At 48.2% G+C, this 18,346-nt stretch carries 20 protein-coding genes; 19 read left to right on the forward strand and 1 reads right to left on the reverse strand.

The genetic code is table 11. The features are described 5' to 3' along the window. Positions 1-13 precede the first annotated feature (13 nt). The 15 genes from Q1Q75_RS13340 to Q1Q75_RS13410 all read left to right on the forward strand — a co-directional run bounded on the left by Q1Q75_RS13340 (position 14) and on the right by Q1Q75_RS13410 (position 13,243). Positions 14-709 (forward strand): DotU family type IV/VI secretion system protein, encoded by a 696-nt coding sequence (locus tag Q1Q75_RS13340; RefSeq protein WP_300671483.1) that lies wholly within the window; start codon positions 14-16, stop codon positions 707-709. Further along, a complete protein-coding gene (locus Q1Q75_RS13345) occupies positions 706-1,056 on the forward strand; it encodes a hypothetical protein (protein ID WP_300671486.1) in 351 nt (116 codons plus the stop codon). Before Q1Q75_RS13340 ends, Q1Q75_RS13345 begins: the two co-directional genes overlap by 4 nt. Then, positions 1,053-2,042, forward strand: a complete 990-nt coding sequence (locus Q1Q75_RS13350; protein WP_300671489.1) for a hypothetical protein — start codon at positions 1,053-1,055, stop codon at positions 2,040-2,042. Before Q1Q75_RS13345 ends, Q1Q75_RS13350 begins: the two co-directional genes overlap by 4 nt. A gap of 210 nt (positions 2,043-2,252) precedes the next feature. Next, positions 2,253-2,696 (forward strand): hypothetical protein, encoded by a 444-nt coding sequence (locus Q1Q75_RS13355; protein ID WP_300671492.1) that lies wholly within the window; start codon positions 2,253-2,255, stop codon positions 2,694-2,696. 85 nt (positions 2,697-2,781) lie between these two features. Next, positions 2,782-3,918 (forward strand): type VI secretion system protein IglI family protein, encoded by a 1,137-nt coding sequence (locus Q1Q75_RS13360; protein WP_300671495.1) that lies wholly within the window; start codon positions 2,782-2,784, stop codon positions 3,916-3,918. Between the two features lie 97 nt (positions 3,919-4,015). Continuing rightward, complete coding sequence (locus Q1Q75_RS13365) at positions 4,016-4,399, forward strand: DUF4280 domain-containing protein (RefSeq protein WP_300671498.1); 384 nt, start codon at positions 4,016-4,018, stop codon at positions 4,397-4,399. A gap of 142 nt (positions 4,400-4,541) precedes the next feature. Beyond that, the gene (locus Q1Q75_RS13370) at positions 4,542-4,994 is read left to right on the forward strand and encodes a hypothetical protein (protein ID WP_300671501.1); all 453 of its coding nucleotides are present in this window, start codon (positions 4,542-4,544) and stop codon (positions 4,992-4,994) included. Between the two features lie 36 nt (positions 4,995-5,030). Further along, positions 5,031-5,492, forward strand: coding sequence for a hypothetical protein (locus tag Q1Q75_RS13375; RefSeq protein WP_300671503.1), 462 nt, complete (start codon positions 5,031-5,033; stop codon positions 5,490-5,492). Between the two features lie 591 nt (positions 5,493-6,083). Then, complete coding sequence (gene dctP, locus Q1Q75_RS13380; protein ID WP_300671506.1) at positions 6,084-7,100, forward strand: TRAP transporter substrate-binding protein DctP; 1,017 nt, start codon at positions 6,084-6,086, stop codon at positions 7,098-7,100. 8 nt (positions 7,101-7,108) lie between these two features. Then, positions 7,109-7,588 (forward strand): TRAP transporter small permease, encoded by a 480-nt coding sequence (locus Q1Q75_RS13385; protein ID WP_300671509.1) that lies wholly within the window; start codon positions 7,109-7,111, stop codon positions 7,586-7,588. A 29-nt stretch (positions 7,589-7,617) separates the two neighbouring features. Next, a complete protein-coding gene (locus Q1Q75_RS13390; protein ID WP_366945211.1) occupies positions 7,618-8,871 on the forward strand; it encodes a TRAP transporter large permease in 1,254 nt (417 codons plus the stop codon). Between the two features lie 862 nt (positions 8,872-9,733). Next, on the forward strand, positions 9,734-10,057 hold the full coding sequence (locus Q1Q75_RS13395; RefSeq protein ID WP_300671515.1) for a HigA family addiction module antitoxin: 324 nt from the start codon (positions 9,734-9,736) through the stop codon (positions 10,055-10,057). A 299-nt stretch (positions 10,058-10,356) separates the two neighbouring features. Continuing rightward, entirely contained in the window at positions 10,357-10,587 is a 231-nt protein-coding gene (locus tag Q1Q75_RS13400) for a hypothetical protein (RefSeq protein ID WP_300671518.1), read from the forward strand. A gap of 666 nt (positions 10,588-11,253) precedes the next feature. Further along, positions 11,254-11,442 (forward strand): hypothetical protein, encoded by a 189-nt coding sequence (locus Q1Q75_RS13405; RefSeq protein WP_300671521.1) that lies wholly within the window; start codon positions 11,254-11,256, stop codon positions 11,440-11,442. A 904-nt stretch (positions 11,443-12,346) separates the two neighbouring features. Then, positions 12,347-13,243 carry a DUF2971 domain-containing protein gene (locus tag Q1Q75_RS13410; RefSeq protein ID WP_300671524.1) on the forward strand — a complete coding sequence of 299 codons (897 nt, stop codon included), beginning with the start codon at positions 12,347-12,349 and terminating at the stop codon, positions 13,241-13,243. Positions 13,244-13,320: 77 nt separating this feature from the next. Here the strand turns inward: Q1Q75_RS13410 and Q1Q75_RS13415 are convergent, their stop codons facing one another. Beyond that, positions 13,321-13,716 (reverse strand): hypothetical protein, encoded by a 396-nt coding sequence (locus tag Q1Q75_RS13415; protein ID WP_300671526.1) that lies wholly within the window; start codon positions 13,714-13,716, stop codon positions 13,321-13,323. A gap of 648 nt (positions 13,717-14,364) precedes the next feature. On the opposite strand from Q1Q75_RS13415, the gene Q1Q75_RS13420 reads away from it, so the two are divergent. The 4 genes from Q1Q75_RS13420 (at position 14,365) to Q1Q75_RS13435 (ending at position 17,906) form a co-directional block, all read left to right on the forward strand. After that, a complete protein-coding gene (locus Q1Q75_RS13420) occupies positions 14,365-14,733 on the forward strand; it encodes a hypothetical protein (protein ID WP_300671529.1) in 369 nt (122 codons plus the stop codon). A 129-nt stretch (positions 14,734-14,862) separates the two neighbouring features. Further along, positions 14,863-15,363, forward strand: a complete 501-nt coding sequence (locus Q1Q75_RS13425) for a DUF3592 domain-containing protein (protein WP_300671532.1) — start codon at positions 14,863-14,865, stop codon at positions 15,361-15,363. A 169-nt stretch (positions 15,364-15,532) separates the two neighbouring features. After that, complete coding sequence (locus Q1Q75_RS13430; protein WP_300671535.1) at positions 15,533-17,071, forward strand: IS1182 family transposase; 1,539 nt, start codon at positions 15,533-15,535, stop codon at positions 17,069-17,071. Between the two features lie 247 nt (positions 17,072-17,318). Next, positions 17,319-17,906 carry a hypothetical protein gene (locus tag Q1Q75_RS13435; RefSeq protein ID WP_300671538.1) on the forward strand — a complete coding sequence of 196 codons (588 nt, stop codon included), beginning with the start codon at positions 17,319-17,321 and terminating at the stop codon, positions 17,904-17,906. Positions 17,907-18,346: the final 440 nt, after the last annotated feature.

Consider the following 18,346-nt stretch of genomic DNA (forward strand, 5'->3'; position numbering starts at 1 on the left):
ATGGGGGATGACCATGCAAAACAAATACTGGGAAGCGATTCATGAGGTGTATACGAAGCTGGAAACCCTTTGTGGCAAGAGAGTTTTTTCGGAGGAGGGCGGGGGCGCTTCGGATGAGTCCCGGAAGCAGGGCGAGTCTGTGACCCCCGTCGTGGAAGATGAACCCGGGAGGTCCGGGACGGCCGATCTGGTGGCTGTGCGCGCAGATCTTCGCACCCAGCTTGATTTTTTACGGGCCACGCTTTCCGAGCAGTATTCCGAGCGGGATACTTACCTGATTCTCTTCCCCATTGTCGCCCAGATCGATGAGAAGATTCTGGCTAGTTTTCTCGAAAAAATGCATACCAGCTGGCCATCACTTCAGAAAGAGCTGTTTCAAATCGAAAACGCCGGAGAGGTTTTTTACGAAATAATGGATGATATCCTGCTTAAACCCCAGACATCCCTTTTTATTTTTGAGGTCTACTACTTCTGCCTCAGTTACGGATTTCGTGGGCGCTATCAGGACAACCCCGTTAAAATAAAAGAGTACATGAAAAATTTGTCCATTAAACTTGAGCAGGATGAGCTGGCCGTGACGGCTTCTGTGACAGAGGAGAATACCCTTGTCAGTCACCTGGAGTCGCCGTATCTGGGCTATTTGTTTTCAGCGGGCTGCTTTGTGGTTGCGTATCTTGTTCTGGTGGTTGCAGGGCGGAACCTGCTGTGAGCCCAATCAAGACAAAGAGCCCCTCAAGTCCATTGGACGCGCTCTTCTCGCCCGAACGCCTTCGTAAAAGCTGGCGACAGGCCCGACCTCCGGCCGTCGAGACGGTGCTGGAAGAGGCCCCGGAGGAGACCCTGCATTCCTGTTACTCTCGGCTTCAAGCACTTCTTCTCGCACGGTTCAGTGGGGATGAGGCAGAGACCCTGGGCTCGCTTGTCGAGGACTTGGGGGCGCTCATCCAACAGGAGGCCACAAAGGGCCGTGAGGCGGCGATGCATGAACTGCTCAATAAGGTGGAAGATCTTGTTGAGGCGTATGAATTGGGAGGACGCGGGAATCAGACAAAGTGAAGACCGCCGAACCCTCCTCAGCCATCGACGGATCATTTTCTCTTTTTGCCCCGTCTCGGCTCCGTTTCTTTGATTCATCCGCCCCCCAACAACTCTCTGGATTCCCCATGAACAGCCTTGAAAAACAGATCGCCGATAAAATTCACCTCTTTGATATCATTTCGCTTCTGCGACTTTTGATTGAGATGGGATACGGCCCCCATGAGATTCGGTTCAGGGGGCACAACAGTATCTGCTCCCAGCCACGGTTGATCTACAGCGTCCGTTTTGTTGACGTGCCGTTCAAAGAGGTTGAGATCACCCTGTGTCTTGGACTCATGGGAGCTCAATCGCCCCTGCCGGGTTATTTTCGAAAGAAGATTGAGAGCGATATCAGCTCGGGAAATTCCTTTGATGCGTTTATCGGGTACTTCGACCACCTGCTCATCAGGGATTATATCTGTCATATCTATCCTGAAATCAATCGGTTCTTCTTTCTGCCCCAGGAACTGACCATGAGGGACTATCTGCATATTCTTGATTTGAGATCCTGCAGTGCTCTGCATGTGCTTTTTTCCCGGGCCTTTCCCGAAGCGGGCGTTCAGCTTGAAAAGGTCACGTTAACCCGCGGTCTCAAGGCCGACCCGGTTTGCCTTGGGTTCAGCCGTCTTGGCGGTGATGCTGTGTTTGGTCGCACGTCCGTTATTCCAGTCTGCGGGAGGAGGGTGACCCTTCACTGTGAGGACGAGGTAACAGACAGGCAGGTGCCGTGGCCCGAGGAGATCAAAGAACGCTTGAAACGCCTTCTTTTTCCTCTGCTGGCACCGCTGGGCATGGAGATGGAGATCGACCTGGTCTTGGCGTCACAGAAACGAAGGGTGAGGCTTCATCCCGAGACCTACCTCGGGTACGACACCCTTAAAAGTACACAACCCGGCCCCAGGCGGGTTTCCATTTTTAAGGGGCAGGTCAAAGATGTCCGAGGGCGGGAAGCCAATCTTTGTTAATTGGGCTATCAGGCAGAACAACGAACCGTCTCAGGCGGGAAAAAAGGGGACCTGGTTCACTAATAAGCATTTCAGGGTAACTCTGGCCGGGGCAAGCCCCCGGCAAAAAAAGCCGCGACGGAGCACGGCGCGCCCAGGAGGGTCCCGTGGTGCCTTCACTCCACCTTCAAACGTGTAAACCTGATTTGAACCAGGCCAAAAAGGGCTCCTATGCATTGCAAAGGGTGCGGTAGAGATCTTCTGGAACACGAGTATAAAGCCGTGGCTCACTGGTATTTTTGTCTGGAATGCTTTGACGCCCTTCTTCAGGAGAAGAGGGACCCCCCGTCGGCTGCACCCGGAAAGCCAGCCGCAGAGGATGCACATCCGAAGTGTATCGTGTGCAAAAAGACGATTTCCGAAGGCACAGCCCGGGACCTGCTTGGACTGACTTTTTGCGGTCACTGCTATGAAGGCCTTGTCAAAAGGCCAAAACCCAGGCTCCGTCGGGAGAAAGAGGAACAGGTTTTGTCTCCGGCTGTGGAACAGATCCGGGTTGATGTGAGTAAGACCGTTGAGTGCCAGGGTTGTGGAAGAAGAATTCCTGCCATCGGGAGCAAGGACATCGATGGCAGGCCCCATTGTCCGGACTGCTTTTATGCACGCAAGGGGTAAGTTTTCGCTAATGGCGATCCCCTTGTCCTGAAATTCCTGAAAGCTTGAGTCCCCTTTTTTAAAAAAAAATGAACAGGAACCCTCCATGACTATTCAACTGATTACAGGGCCGCTTCAGGTCAGCGACTCCCCCGGTCTGGCCACCATTGATCCCAGGTTCAATGATATCGCTACCCTCGTTCAGGAAGGCCTTTATGAGGACGCTGCTGCCCGTTCAGAGGAACTTCTTACTGAAAAAATCTACGATATTCGGATTATAGGTTATTTCGTCTATGGAGTTTTCCTTACGGAGGGGATCAGGGCCATGGAAGGGATCTTTCACTCCCTGGCAGAAATTCTTGGCGATCAGCTTGAGGCTGTGGGGCCTCTGAAAAACCGTGAAAAGCATATTCAGACGATTTTAAACTGGCTGATGAAGCAGCTTGCCAAGAAACTTCAGTATGAAGAGGAGAAAAAGGCCGGTTTGTGGGAACGCTGGCTCTCGGACATTACACATGATGAGGTTCAGGTGGCCCTTGATGCGGCGGATGAATTCCGGCGGTCCCTGGTACCGGTTCTTGAAGAGAAGGCCACCCCGATTTTGGATGGGCTGGCAAAAATCAATGAGTGGCTGAGTCGTTTTCAGTCTCTCGTGTACAAGGCCCCCGAGCCTGAACCTGAGCCAGAATCGGGGGAGGACGAAACAGAAGCGGAAGAGACGATTATTGAAAACAACCGGTCAGAACAAAAGAACACCGAACCGGCCCCTGCCAATGGCCCCTTTGCCAGCAGCGAAGAGGCCTACCCCCTGCAGCTTCTCATTCGGAAAATCCAGGCGTTTGATCGGTTGATCCATGAAGGCGAAATGTCTCGAGCCGCCCTGGTGGCAGACGATATTAATCATATTATCGAACATTTCGATCCCAGGATTTATTACCCCAGACTTTTTTCCGGGTATACCCTCCAGTATGCAACACACATCAACAGCCTCTCAGCCTTTGAGGAGCATAAAGCCAGTATTGAGTGGCAGGCCATGCAGGAACTCTACAAGGTAGATCTTGAGAGCTTTGTGCATTTCGACTCCGCCGGTGTTCAGCTCGGCATATCGGAACGACCCGGAATGAACACATCAGATATGGCCGGGGGGAGAGGTGAGGAGGACGCGTACGAAGAGAGGCCTGAGGATGAAGGCTATCCTGAGGATGAGGCCCCCGATGGGGATATGGAAGATGATGAATGGTAGGGGCGTGCAGGTTCCCTCTGTGTTTCACAGATGGTCCGACACCGTGAGACGGGTGCAACCCGGATGTAACCGGCTGATTAGAAAATAAGGAGATTCCATGCCCTACGTTGTCACCGGCGGTGCCATGCTCCAATGCTCCTTCGGCCTTGCCCCGTCAACCCTGATGGTTTTGCCTCTGAACAAGGTGTTCCAGACCCTTCCTGTGGCAAACATCATGGACAACAAGCCCTTTGTGAATATCCTCCCCTTTGGCATGTGTACCTCCCTGGCGAATCCCGCCGTGGCGTCGGCAACAGCCGCTGCCCTGGGGGTTTTGGTGCCCATGCCCTGCACACCCATGACCGTTGCGCCCTGGAGTCCCGGCAGCGTCACGGTATTGGTTGGAAATCTGCCGGTGATTGATCAAACCAGTAAATTGATCTGTACCTTTGGTGGGTGTATCCAGGTGATCAGCCCGGGGCAGGCGGCGGTGATGGATTAAGCCCTCTGCAACATCAGTCTCCAAGAGGCGACCAAACGGTAACGCCGGATTAAAGCGAAATGCATTTTCCCATGACATATCCGGCATCGAAAAGCCCATTGAAGCGAACCCTGGAAGGGACGACAACGACACGGAGAGAGGCATGAGAACGTTTCATTTGCGATTTTTTGTTGACCGACCTTACCCCGACGGGCTTGAAGAGTTGCTGGAGGCAGAGGAGGATGAACTGCTGTGGGCCCCTGCGGCCTCAGGGGCCTATGTGATTGGGGCGGGGCAGGGGACGATGTTTACCTATCCCTGGGGACAGTCACCTATTTTCTGGATCGGGGAATCCAGGGATTTGCGGAAGAGCTTTGCCGAGTACCGACGGCTCACTCGTTTGTCCATGGATGACCGGGCCGAGACGACCTGGTGGCCGCAATATCAATATGGGGCATCCTATGGTGCCACGGTGGCGTGGTACGCTGTTGTCGGGGCACAATTTCCGAACAGGCTGCAATACGATTTGATGGCCGCCTTTTATGGCCTCTACGGATCCATGCCCTTGGGCAACCTGCACTGGCCTTCCGGCTTGAGACCGGTCCATGGAGAGTAGCCCGCGCCCGGGGTGTGGCTGATAAGGGAGATGTGAATGAGAGACTTTCATTTGAAATTTTTCGTGGATCGACCTTACCCTGATGGCATTGAAGAGCTTCTCTACACGAAGGATAAAGAGATCCAGTGGGCGCCGGAAGCCTCCGGTGCCTATGTGATCGGGGCGAACAAGGGGATGGTGTTTCCGTATCCCTGGGGACACTCTCCGATTTTTTGGATTGGGGAATCCCGGGCGCTGAGAAAATGTTTTGCCGAACACCGCAAGTACACCTTTTCTGCCAAGAGGGAGAGGGAGTCGACCACCTGGTGGCCGCGTTATCAATATGGAGCCTCCTTCGGCGCAACGGTGGCATGGTATGCTGTGAGAGGTGCCCAGTTCCCGAACAGGCTGCAATACGACCTGCTGGTGGCGTTTTATGGTCGGTATGGAGCCCTTCCCCTGGCAAACAGCCATTGGCCTTCAGGGCTTCGGCCGATTCAAGGGGATCAGGATGGGTAAATATGACACTTTAAACCCGTCAGGCAGACCGGGTGTCCGAGTGTGGATGGGCTTTGGAATGGGGGCTCGGAGGCAGGATCGCCATCGCCTTTTGCCTGGTGATGCAGGCTTTGTGTCCCCTTTTAACCAAATATAAAAAAATGCCGTCCGTTTTCATTTAAAAATGAAGACAGACGGCATTTTTTTTTATGTTCGTTTACTTGTCAGGGCGCCCGTGCCGGAGATATTTCTTCTGCAACACGGGGATATCAAGGCATGACCCCGGCTGTGAGAACGGTTTCTTGAGAATGATCATATCGGGTTGGGTTAACGTGGTTTTTGTGTCGTTTAAAGTCAACGATTGGCACGCGGAGGGGGACTCTGATTTTTGATTCTTCTCAGGGGATGCAGATACCTGCCCGTGGGTTTCTGCTTAAAGGGTTGAAAGTAGTCATGCAACCAGCGTTTTCCTTTCTTGACAGCCTCGAATTGTCCCGGTTAAAAGTAAATCCTTTATCCCATGAATGATAACGGACAGGCATAGCCCCACTGCTGGGGCGCTTTTTAACCAGGCATTTGCTTTTATCAATTATTTATATGAGGACAGGTTCTATGTTGACAGTGCTTAAAAAATCGATGGTGGCGGTTGTGTGTCTTTTGATGCTTCCGGCCCTTTCTGAGGCCGGATATAAAAAGGAATACAAATTAAGCTGCGTGGTGGGTCCCAAAATGCCCTGGGGGGAAGGGGCGACTCTGTTTGCTGACCTGGTGCGGGAGCGCACCGAAGGCCGGGTGAATATTAAGGTCTATACCGCAGGGTCTCTCATGGCCGGCAAGCAGACCAATGAATTTTTGCTTCTGAAGCGTGGGGTGGCCGACTTTGCCTTTGCTTCCCCCATCAACTGGTCGTCCACCCTGAAGCCCTTGAACCTGTTTAACCTACCCTTTTTCTTTGAAGATTATGCGGCACTGGATCGGGTGACGGCCGGTGAGTCGGGTCGGGAGATTGAGGCGATGATCGCGAAAAAAGGGGTTACCGTCCTCGGCTGGGGTGAAAACGGATACCGTGAGCTCACCAACTCCAGGCGCGCCGTCAGAACCCCCGAGGACCTGAAGGGGCTCAAAGTCCGGGTGGTGGGCACGCCGATTTTCATTGATATCATGAAATCCATGGGAGCCAACCCTGTGAACATGAACTGGGGAGAGGCCAAGATCGCCTTCCAGCAGGGGGTCGTGGACGCCCAGGAGAACCCAGCCGTCGGCATCGAGATTCCCCTGAAGATCTGGCAGTTCCATAACCACGTCTCCTTTTGGGGGTATGTGATCGATCCGCTGATGATTACCGTGAACAATCGAACGCTTAAAACCTTTACGAAAGAGGACCAGGCCATTATTCGAAAGGCGGCCGTGGACGCAGGGCTGATGCAGAAAGCGGTTGTGCGCAAGGGCCTGGTGGCCCCGGATCTCTCTGCCCACGAGGTGATGCGCAAAAACGGAATGGAAGTCACGGTGCTCACCCCCGACGAAAAAAAAGCCTTCCGCGCATTAACTGAATCCGTCTATGAAAAATGGGTGCCCCGCATCGGTGAGGCACTGGTTGAAAAAGCGAAAATGGATATGGCTCAATAGGATCCCCCATGAAATACCTGAAATTGTTTGTCCAGAATTTTGAGGAAGTCTCAGGGGCGTTTCTACTCGGCTCCATGTTTGTTTTGGGGCTGCTGAATGTGATAACCCGCTACTTTTTTGAGTTCTCCCTGGCCTTTACCGAAGAGCTGGAGGTGGCCGGGCTGGTTTGGCTCACCATGCTGGGAACCAGCGCCGCGTTTAAAAAAAGCCATCACTTGAATCTGCAGTATTATGAAAAAAAACTCTCCCCCAGGGCGGCCACCCAGGTTCGCATGGGGGGGCTTGTGCTGGCCATCGCTCTTTTTGCGACCCTTGCCGGGCTCAGCTGTCTTCATATCTATGATCTGATTGACCTGGAAATAACCACCGAGGCGCTGGAACTCCCAGAATGGATTTACGTCATGGCGATTCCTGTGGGATCCGCGCTTGTGATTGTTCGCATCGTTCAGGTACTTATCGCTGAGATGGCGACACTGAAGGGGGCGTAACCATGGGATTGTTGCTGTTTTTTATTTTTCTGGTGCTTCTTCTGTCCGGTGTGCCCATTGCCGTGGCCATCGGCCTCTCCTCCGTGGTCGTGATCTGGTTTGCGGACCTGGGGATCGCCGTGGTGTCGCCCAACTTCTATTCGGGGATCGCAAAATTTCAACTCCTGGCGATTCCCTTGTTTATCTTTGCCGGGTTCCTTTTTGAACGGTGCGGCATCTCCGAGAGGCTGGTGCGGTTTGCCAATCTTCTGGTGGGGCGGAAAAAAGGGAGCCTGGCCATTGTGGCGGTGCTGGTGTGCGTCTTCTTTGGCGGCATCTCCGGGTCGGGGCCTGCCGATGCGGCAGCCATTGGCGCTATTTTGATTCCCGCTATGATACGTGATGGTTACGATCGAGGGTTTGTGGCGGCGCTGATCGCAGCCGCCGGTTCCACGGCCATTATCGTTCCTGTGAGTATCGCCCTGATTATTTATGGTGCCTTGACCAACACCTCCATCACCACCCTGTTCGCCGCCGGCGCGATTCCAGGATTCCTGGCCGGGCTTTGCCTGATCATTCCTGCCTGGTGGATTTCCAAAAAACGGGGCTATGGAAGTCAGACCTCCATGGCTTGTGACATCGGGTTGTTTCAGGCCTTTCGAGAAGCGTTTTGGGGACTGATGGCTCCGGGGATTATCCTGGGTGGGCTCTATGGAGGGGTTTTTACGCCCACAGAGGCAGCGGTGGTGGCGGTCTTTTACGGGCTGATTCTCGGTTTTTTCCTGTATCGGACCCTGACGCTGAAAATCCTGTACGAGGTTCTGGTGGAGGCATCCAATGCCTCGGCCGTGGTGATGCTCATCATCACCTTTGCCGGGCTCTTCTCCTGGACCGCGAGCACCCTGGGAGCTCTGGATGCCGTCTCGGCATCCCTTCTCTCCATCAGCGACAACCCCTATGTGGTGCTTCTGGTGATTAACGTCATCCTCTTTTTTGCCGGGATGCTCATTGACGCGATCTCCATTTTCTACATTTTTATTCCGATCTTCCTGCCCATCATGGATCAGTTCGGTTGGGACCCCATCTGGTTTGGGATCATGATGACCTTTAACCTGGCCATCGGACAGTTTACCCCTCCGGTTGCGGTGAACCTCTACGTAACCACGCACCTGGCCGATATCCCCGTGGAAGAGACCTTTAAAGCGGCGATCCCCTTTATCCTGGCCATGCTCGTCGGGCTTTTGATTCTGGTTCTTTTTCCCAGCGTGACCCTGTTTCTGCCACGACTGTTCGGGATGAGCTAAGGACAAAAAACAATGCCTCCGGCGGCAAGGGTGGCAAAGCCACTTAGGCTAAAACACCTTGAAAGCAGGTTGCAAATGCGCTTTGTCCCCATGTCACGGCGTAGCCGCAGGCGAAGACGGATCGCTTGTCGCGCCGGAGGCTTTTGCGTAGGCGGATTCCTCGGGTCAAAGCACATCCGCATTTAAAACAAAATTCATTCAAGAAGAATTTTTTAAGGCCTGTTTGTTAAATTTTTCGTAATCATTCAGCTTGCCTTCGCCAGATCGGTTCGAGGCAAATGACAGAAAGATTCAAATGCCAACCCGTCACGTCTTTTCATCACCGCGTAGGGTGCGGCTCCCGCACCTTCTACCGTAGAGAGGACCATCGGCCTCGCAAGTTAACGATGGCCACGAGTCTTATTTCATAATGCGGTGTTTCCGGTTTACGATGCGCCTGACGATGCGCACGGCGCACCCTACGCATCCACCCGGTACTTCATTATAAAAAGTTAGGATGATACAGCTCTTCATACATGGATTCCCGCCTGCGCGGGAAAGACGAAAAGCGCAGGATACCGTCAAACCGGCCGGTCCCACAAAGACAGAAACAGGTGCGTATCAAAAAGCCCGCTATGCTTCATGAAATCGTCTTCCCCGGCTCTCCGGGGAGTCGTTGCATACGGCCTGACCGCAACTTGAAACACCCTGCAACGCAGGAACAACCAGATGACCGGGGATCCATGCTCGGGTCACGTCACCATAAAAAGACACAACGCATACGCTTTCTCACACCCACAATGGATCCCCGCCTGCGCGGGCAAGACGAAAAGCGTCGGGTGCTGTCAGACCGGGGCCATAAAGAAAAAATTTGGAGGAAGCCATGGTTAGAGTTCCAAAATTTAGGGAACCAACACATCCTGGCGAGATGCTGTTGGAGGAATTTCTTGTTCCTATGTCAATCACCCAACGCGACTTGTCGAAGGCGATTCATGTTCCTTATCAAAGGATCAACGAAATTATAAATGGTCGCCGGGGAATTACTCCCAGTACAGCATTACGTCTTGCGAAGTTTTTCGGCATGTCCGAAGACTTTTGGATGAATATACAGCTTCGTTGGGATCTTTATCGTACGAGACGTTCTGAGGAAAAAGATTTACAAACAATCAAGCCCTATTCCTATTCAACTCATTCGGTTAACTCGTAGGCACTATCCGAATCGGGTAGCCGGATGTTTCTCTCCCCCAGCCCCACCCCCTCACACCACCTGGCATGCGGGTCCGCACCGGGCGGTTCACAAAGATTACCGGACCGTAGCCGGGTAATGGATCTTCACCCACTTCTTTTTAATAGAAATCAGGTCCTGTTTTGCAAGCCAGTCGTTGCTCATGGCGCGTTGTGTGGCAAATATTTTCGATAGATGCCACGGCGCAGACCAGGGGATAGCTGCGACCAGTGCGATCAGGTGCGACCAGTGCGATCAGGTGCGACCAGGGGACAGGCACTATGCGTGCTTTTAATTTTACATCCGCTGAAGTGACGGGAAGGGCTGACCACGAAAAGCACGAAAGACACGAAAAAGGGCAAAAAACTGAGAGAATAAAGGCGGGCTTGGCAAAAGGGCAGCTGATGCCGGATGTCCTTTGCTTCTTTTTCGGCCAGTTAAGAAAGAAACAATATCCATTGACCGTCATTTTCCTGCGTTGTGCAGGGCAGCTTTCAGAAGCCCCAACATAGATCTTTTTCTATGTCTGGGGCTTTTTTTCGTGCCTTTTGTGGCTCATAATTTTTTTTTTATAGCATTGTAACCCATTTGCGGGCTTTTGAACCTGAGGAGTAGGAAATATGAGCCTGTGAATTCTGGGGAGAGCGGTTTAACCCGTATATTTCATGAGAAAACGATCATTCCAAGCCAATGCTTTGTTATTACAAATATTTACTGTGAAAAATTTAGATATTTTAAAAACACAAAATGTAATTCACAGTTTTCTGATCGCTTTTCTCACCCTTCGGGCGAGCCGAGTGCACCCATCTTCTGCGTTATCAGAGCTTTGAGGTAAACCACTACATCTGCAGCTCTGATGCCTTGAATATGGGTGCACTCGACTCGTGAAATATCCGGGTTAAAAGCGAGATTGTTGAAAAAGTCGACATACACTCAGGGCTTTGACAACAGGCGGAGGCTCGTCACCCTCCTGGGCGCGCCGTGCTCCGTCGCGGCTTTTTTGGTCGGGGGCGTTTCAGCCAGAATTATTTTCGAAGCGAGCGGGAATAGAGGGCGGTTGCCATGTGCTTGATATTTTTATTATCGATTGCGTCTATCTTGCACCGAGGACTCGGTTCGAAAGCCAAGGGCCATTTAACCACGAACCACACGAACAGAGCAGCATTCAGCTGCCCCAAATGATTTTGCCTTTAAAGGACAGCTGGGGACGGTATGGAAAAGACATCAAGGAGACCATCTTCCAGGACTTCAATCGGAAAAAATGGGGTGGAATCCTCTGCCGAGGGTGGTTTAAACGTGTGAGCATGGAAAGGGGGGAGACCGTCATCAACGGCCGGGTCCGGGGCTATGTTTCGCACTCTGAATAAAAGGAAGTATACAAACTTAATTTACAACCGGTTATTCAACCTCAAACATGGAAAACTGCGCATATCAACGTCCTAAGATGGAATTGTGGCCATCTATCACGTTATTCAAGACAAAACATGGAAAGTTAAAGGCAGGTATATCAATATATAGTGACGACTCAGGACAGGATTAAAATAGAATGTTCAAAGACAGTTTCAGTTATTTTTTCAAATAAATTATGTCAGTTGAGGTGGGCTTGTCAATCTATTCTTGATTTGGTGTGCAAACTATGATCTCATCTTCAATAACTGGAAAAGATGTTCGGTAGTATTGAACATCAAAACATGGAACCCAACCCCGTCAGATTTTCCATTTTATCCCCTTGGATATCGGATATACTGTCCGAATGTCATGGCTATATAGGTGATAGATAGAAAAAAGAGCGGGTTATTCACAATGTTCTAAAACTTGTCGGAGCTTCTAAAAACGTAAAGGGTTGTGGGTGCTTTCCCCTTCGCCCAAGGGCTTCGTTCTTTGAACTTTTGCACTGTTTCTTACGAGGGTAGGCGGGTAAAACATTGCCAACAAAACCTCAAAATCAGCATTTTGGGTTTTAGGGCGGCTCGTCCATCGTTTTTTGTTCATAGGCTGTCGTGTTCGTGAGCTGTGGCGGTAACTCAAAGGGTGTTGGATTCCTTTCTTTCAATTCGAAAGGTCCTCTTCACTCAGTTGATTCCAAAGCTTTTGATACTATGAACATCTTGAATTCAAGCACGTTTTAGAACAAAGCGTTTTACTCGGACCGGGCTACAGCTGCACTTTTTCAAGCGTTCTCGGTTTGCAAATAATTTTACCTGTTCACCGGTGTCGGTTCTCGCCGCCCGTCCGGTAAACGCCAGCGTTATGCATTAAAATAAGGATCACATGATTTCAAAGATATATAAATTTCGTTCTGTAAATACAAATAACTTGACAGCACTATCGAGTTACCACCTTTGGTTTTCTTCATTACCTGATTTCAATGATCCGTTTGAAGGCGAATATGCGATTAATGAAACACTTTCGAGTGAAGATGAGGCTTTTCTAATTGAAAAGGTTACTCGAATTTCACAAGGCGTAGATCCTGACTCAAACAATTATTATAACACTTTAGAAAGACTCGATGTTGACCCAGAAAGTGATACTTTAATGACTGACTTAGGTATTGCTTTTGCAAAAGATGACATCCATAATCTTCTTAAAATATTACACAATTCAAAATGCATAAGTTTTTCTGCCAAAACAAATCAACATGATCCTCTATATGAAAATCTTCTATGGGCTCATTATGCAGATGGACTTCGGGGTTATTGTTTAGTTTTTGATTACAAAAAACTTTCAGAGTATTTTTATCATTCTATTAAGGAATCCATTCGTCCAATCCAGGTATCTTATCAAAAAAAGCCAAAGGAACTCTTAATTTCAAACTTTATAAGGTCAAAATCATTTCATAATGATACTGACATTTCATATATCCAAACCCTAACTGAAACGATGGCAACCAAATCTTCATCTTGGAGTTATGAAAACGAACTAAGATACATCGCTTTGAAAGGACAAAATGTATATACATATCCTCCTGAATGCTTAAAAAGCATAATCATTGGCGAAAAAATGTCTGAAGACCAGATTAAACTTCTAAAAAAAGTTGCTCTATCTGTTCATCCCAATATTTCAATTAAATATGCAACAATTGAAAAAAACACATACACGATAAAAATAGTCAATGCTTTGCATAACAAGGCTATTTCAGCCGACGCAAAAAGCCGCGCGGCTGAATAGCGGCGTTAAGGTTCTCTTGTAACGTTAATTAGGTGTTGAATGTAATTGTCACTCTCTTGGGAAGCTTTATTTAAATGTTAGAGTGATTGGAGAATTGAAAGTCCTTCCTGAATAAGCTTTGTTGCTTTTTCTAGTTGGGCTTTCCGAAATGCTTCGTCGACTTTATCATTTGCTTTATAAAATGGGTTAATATGTCTATTTTGTCCTTGAAATACGGCACCTGGGTTTTTTAGCTTTCTCCAATTTCCTGAACGAAACTCTTTCGAGCTTTTGTTGTGGAAGTCACCACTGTTGGTAAAAAACCAACCATTTGGGTCCTCGATCTGAGAGATATTTTGTTCAATCAGGTCCTTTTCAAGTGCCTCGACACTTTGTGAGTGCAAAATATTATTGTGGCCTCGTGCATTACCAATAATGCCCTTGGCTTTAAAATATTCAATTCCGCGCTCTTCAAAATAATCATAAGCGTTCATGGTCGTCCTCCGTAGCCTTCTACCAGTGAGTGACAATTACATCTGTATCTCAAATTACACGTAGCGCTACGCGTAGTCAAGGAAATTTTTCGAACCTTAACCATACGCTGCAAGGGACGTCAAAAAGCTGCGCTCGTTCCTCGCGCCACTTTTTGACGCCCCTGAGCGTGGCGTTGTAAGCCTTATCGGAACTTGAAAAAACGGTAAGGGTTGTGGTCCTTGTCCCTTCGCCCAAGAGTTTCGTTCTTTGAACTTTTTCACTGTTTGTCACAGGAGTATCCTCGTGTAAAACAGTGCCAACAATAGGCACAAAACCAGCTTTCTTGGTTTTAGGGTGGCTTGGTTAACGGTTTTGTTCATAGGCCGTTGTGTTCGTGAGGGGTGGCGGCAACTCAAAGGTTGTCGGGTTCCTTCCTTTCAGTTCGAAAGGTCTTCTTTATTTAGTTGTCCCCAAGGCCTTGGATTCTCGGAACATCTTGAATTGAAGCACGGCTTACAACAATGCACTTAACTGGACCGGGCTACAGCTACCCGTTCCCAAACGTTATCGTTAATCAAACGTTTTCGCTTCCAGGCCTGTGTCGTCCTGCGCCGCCCGGCCCGTTAGTGCTGGCGTTCGGCAATTGAACGAAAATATTTGGATTAAATATGGGCCCGGATAAACAATATATTTACACACGCGATGATAAGCAGAAACAATTAAGAGAATTCATTCGATGTGTGGAGGTATTATGCGATTATCTTCCTGATTGTGAGGCGTTTTCATCGAAGGTTGATACCTTTCGTGCCTATCAAAGAATGGCAATGGCATTAAGTAGAAAGAATTTCAATCAGAGCGATTTCACTGAACTTTCATTATCCGTGAAATCTATTATCAATCTTCACAAGGAATGGATACCCCCTTTAAAAGAAACTAATTCAGGGTGGGGCGTTCCCGCATATTATCCAAAGCTTGAAGAGTTACACGAAAAAGTAATGAAGGCTGCCTTTGAACTGAGGGCTATAGGTAAATATTAGTGCCGAACAATTTGCTCAAGGCCGACCCCAAAAAGCTGGCCACGTCTTCAGTAACTTCAACCGCTGCCCCTTACAGCTTTTTGGGGCCGCTTAGCCATGCGTTAGCCCCTAATAAATATGCGAAAAAATATGATTTTTATAGTTCCTCTATGTTTGACGTTCATTCTATTTGGGTCATGGCTTTGTCTCAAGGGTGTTATGAATTGCGTAAAGGCTCATAAGTCAAAAATATGGACACAGGTACAGTGTGTTGTGCAAACGTCATCTATTGAAGAAAAAAGAGATGATGAAGGCGACATGATGTATGAGGCAAAAGTAACTTACCAGTATAATTGCAAAGGTGGTACGTATACTGGTAATAATATCTATTTCGGTTATAGTTCAAGTTCTGATAAAGAAGATTCTAATGTTATCCATAAAGCATTAACCGTTGGGCAAAAAACAACTGCTTATATTAATCCTCAAAATGTAAACGAATCAGTATTAATTCCTGGCATTCAAAGATTTACCTTGGTTAATGCTTGGGGAGGTTTCGGGTTTGCATTTATGGGATTTTGGTTTTTGGTCATGTGGTATTTATTTACTGGTGGTCAGGCTGACATATTTCACAAAACTATCGGTGGGGGCTAACAAACGCATAGTAAGGGACCGCTGGCGCTCCGCGCCAGTGCCCTCGCTACGCTCGGCGGCCCCACATGCGCGGCGTTGAGCCTGTAGAATAAGTCAAAACTGAGCATATAGTGCTGTATTTATTGCTCAATATTTGCTATGATTCACCAAATAACTCAACGAGGTGAACATGGCCCGATACAAAAGTTATTCGCAAGCACAATCGCTTTTTATTCCTGTTTGTTTTGACGAGCAAATCATCCCCGGTACGTTCGTATTCGCCATCAACCACATTGTTGATAACGAGCTGGATCTTTCGATCTTTGAAAAAAAGTTTTTCAATGAAAGAACAGGTGCACCGGCGTACAACCCAGCCGTCCTATTGAAAATTATTCTTTACGCTTATTCCCTGGGTGTTATTTCGAGCCGGAAAATAGCCTGGTGCTGCAATACCAATGTGACGTTCATGGCTTTGAGCGGAGATTCCAGGCCCCACTACACGACCATCGCAAAATTTGTATCATCCTTGAAAGAAGAGATCTCTGCGCTTTTCACTCGTGTGGTTGTCATTTGTTCTATGGAGGGCTTGATCGGAGAAAAAATGTTCGCCATTGATGGGTGCAAACTCAGTTCCAACGCATCCAAAGAGTGGAGCGGAACCCGTAAAAACCTGAAACGCAAGGCTGCCAAGATAGAAAAATCGATTGATGTCATCCTCGAAAAGCATCAGGCACAGGATAAGGGTAGTGAAGAGGTTATTGGCATGACGGCCAAAGAAGAGAAAGCCGTGGAGAATCTCCAAAAGAAAGCCGAGAAGGTTAATGCCTGGCTGGATGAAAACGAAGACAGGATCGGGACTCGGGGTAAACCGATTCAGAGTAACATCACCGATAATGAAAGCGCCAAAATGGCCACATCGCATGGTGTCCTTCAAGGCTATACAGGCATTGCAGTAGCTGATGATGAAAAGCAAGTGATTGTACATGCCGAAGCCTTTGGATCTGCAACAGAGCACCTTTATTTAAAGGAGATGCTTGAGGGCGCACGTGACAATATGCGCCAAGTGGATGGGGTCAAAGATATTTTCAGAAATTCCGTCTTTACAGGTGATACGGGGTTCCATTCCACCGAAGGCCTTGCTTGGGCCGAAAGCAAACATCTTGAAGCGTATATACCGGATAATCAGTTTCGTCAGCGTGATCCGAGGTTTGCAACGGCAGACAGGCACAAGAAGCCTATAGACAAGCGCAAAACTGTGAAGAAGGCTAAATATTTTAAGGCCAGCGAGTTTGTTTATGACCCGGAAAAGAAAAAGTTGATCTGTCCGGCCGGAAATGAATTGTATGTCGAAAACAGCAACTTTAAAGACCAGAAAGGTCTTCGTGGAATCACATACGCTGCAAAGAAGACCGACTGCAGGGCCTGTGATCTCCGTTCCAAGTGTATTCGCGGAAAAAAAGTCGAACACAGGCATGTAACCATATTTACAAACACCATGCGCCAACTGGATACGCCTGTCAGCCGCATGATTAAGCGTTTTGAAACACCCAAGGGCAGGTTCTGGTACAGCAGGCGTATGGGCACCATTGAACCGGTCTTTGGAAATATCCGCAGTACCCTTGGATTGGATCACTTTACCCTCAGAGGGAAGGAGAAGGTTGGTATTCAGTGGAAGCTATACGCGATGGTGCACAACATCGGTAAACTCGCCCACTATGCTTGGAACTGATATGGGTGGCGGTTGATTTCGACGCGAACATGCGGGCATAGTGATTCCCTTGGCATACAAAGGCACGCATGGACAGTAAGCCAGAAACATAAGTTGGATTACTGGCTTGGAAATACGATAGGCATGGCATGAGAATTTATGTTCGCTGAATTGTGGAAAGATGCCAGGGAATGACTTTCAATTTGGCCTGATAGATGATTTCTGAAAAAGGGGTTATTCTACAGGCTCGTTAGATTTAGAGATAAAGATGATTGCAAAATATTTAACAATATCCGGAATGATAGCAACTGTCGCTTGGTTTTTATGGAATCCTGTTGGTTGGGTTTTCGAATGGGAACCTATTGTTGCTTTTATTATGTCATTAGCTGGTTTTGTCACAACAGAATACCAAGATTATAAATCAAAAAAAGGTGATGCTCGAAATTCAAAAGACAAAGAACTATTCGAAAGATTTTGTAACCTACTTCCAAGTAACGAGGTTATGGAATTTATTCGATACCATGATTTTTTAACAGAATTCAAAAGAGAAAAGATTCAACCTCTTTCTGATTTCTCTTATGAATGGGATAACGCCGAACATAAATTTTTGAATAAAAAAATTGAAAAGTGTCGAGAGAATTTTTTATCAGCTGTTCATGAGTTTAAAGAACATATAGCAGAGTATACATGCCCCAATAATAATGGTTTGCAAGCTGTACGTGTTGATTCACAAAAACACGACTCGGTTCAAGAAAAAAGATTTAGGACTGAGGCTTCAATTATTAACAAATCTGCCAATAAACTTTACGACCTTCATCAACAACTAATTTCATTGGGAAGATCTAAATTAACATGATTTTAATCTAACAATTGGCTAATGGCCGACCCCAAAAGCTGGCCATGTCTTTCGTCACTTCAATCGCCTCCCCTATCAGCTTTTTGGGTCGGCATAGCCATGCGTTAGCCCAATAAACGAAATCATGCATTGAATAAATGAAGAGGATAGTATGGAAGTAAGAACTATTGACCATGATGAGGTAAAATCATGGTGATTGGTCATGGTGATTGGGGTCGGGCCAAGACAATATACTGTAAATAATGGCAAAACTGTCAAGATCGCCTCGATATATACGGCTATAATCATCTTTTTAGGATGAAAACAGAACAGAACTATGGCAAGAGCTAAACGACATTACATTCCGGGTCAAGTTTGGCATCTTACGCATCGGTGCCACAAAAGAGAATTTCTGCTTAGATTTGCCAAGGATAAGAGTCGATGGGTTCAGTGGCTGTTTG

This window comes from Desulfoluna sp. (assembly GCF_030145185.1).
Taxonomy (GTDB): Bacteria; Desulfobacterota; Desulfobacteria; order Desulfobacterales; family Desulfolunaceae; genus Desulfoluna.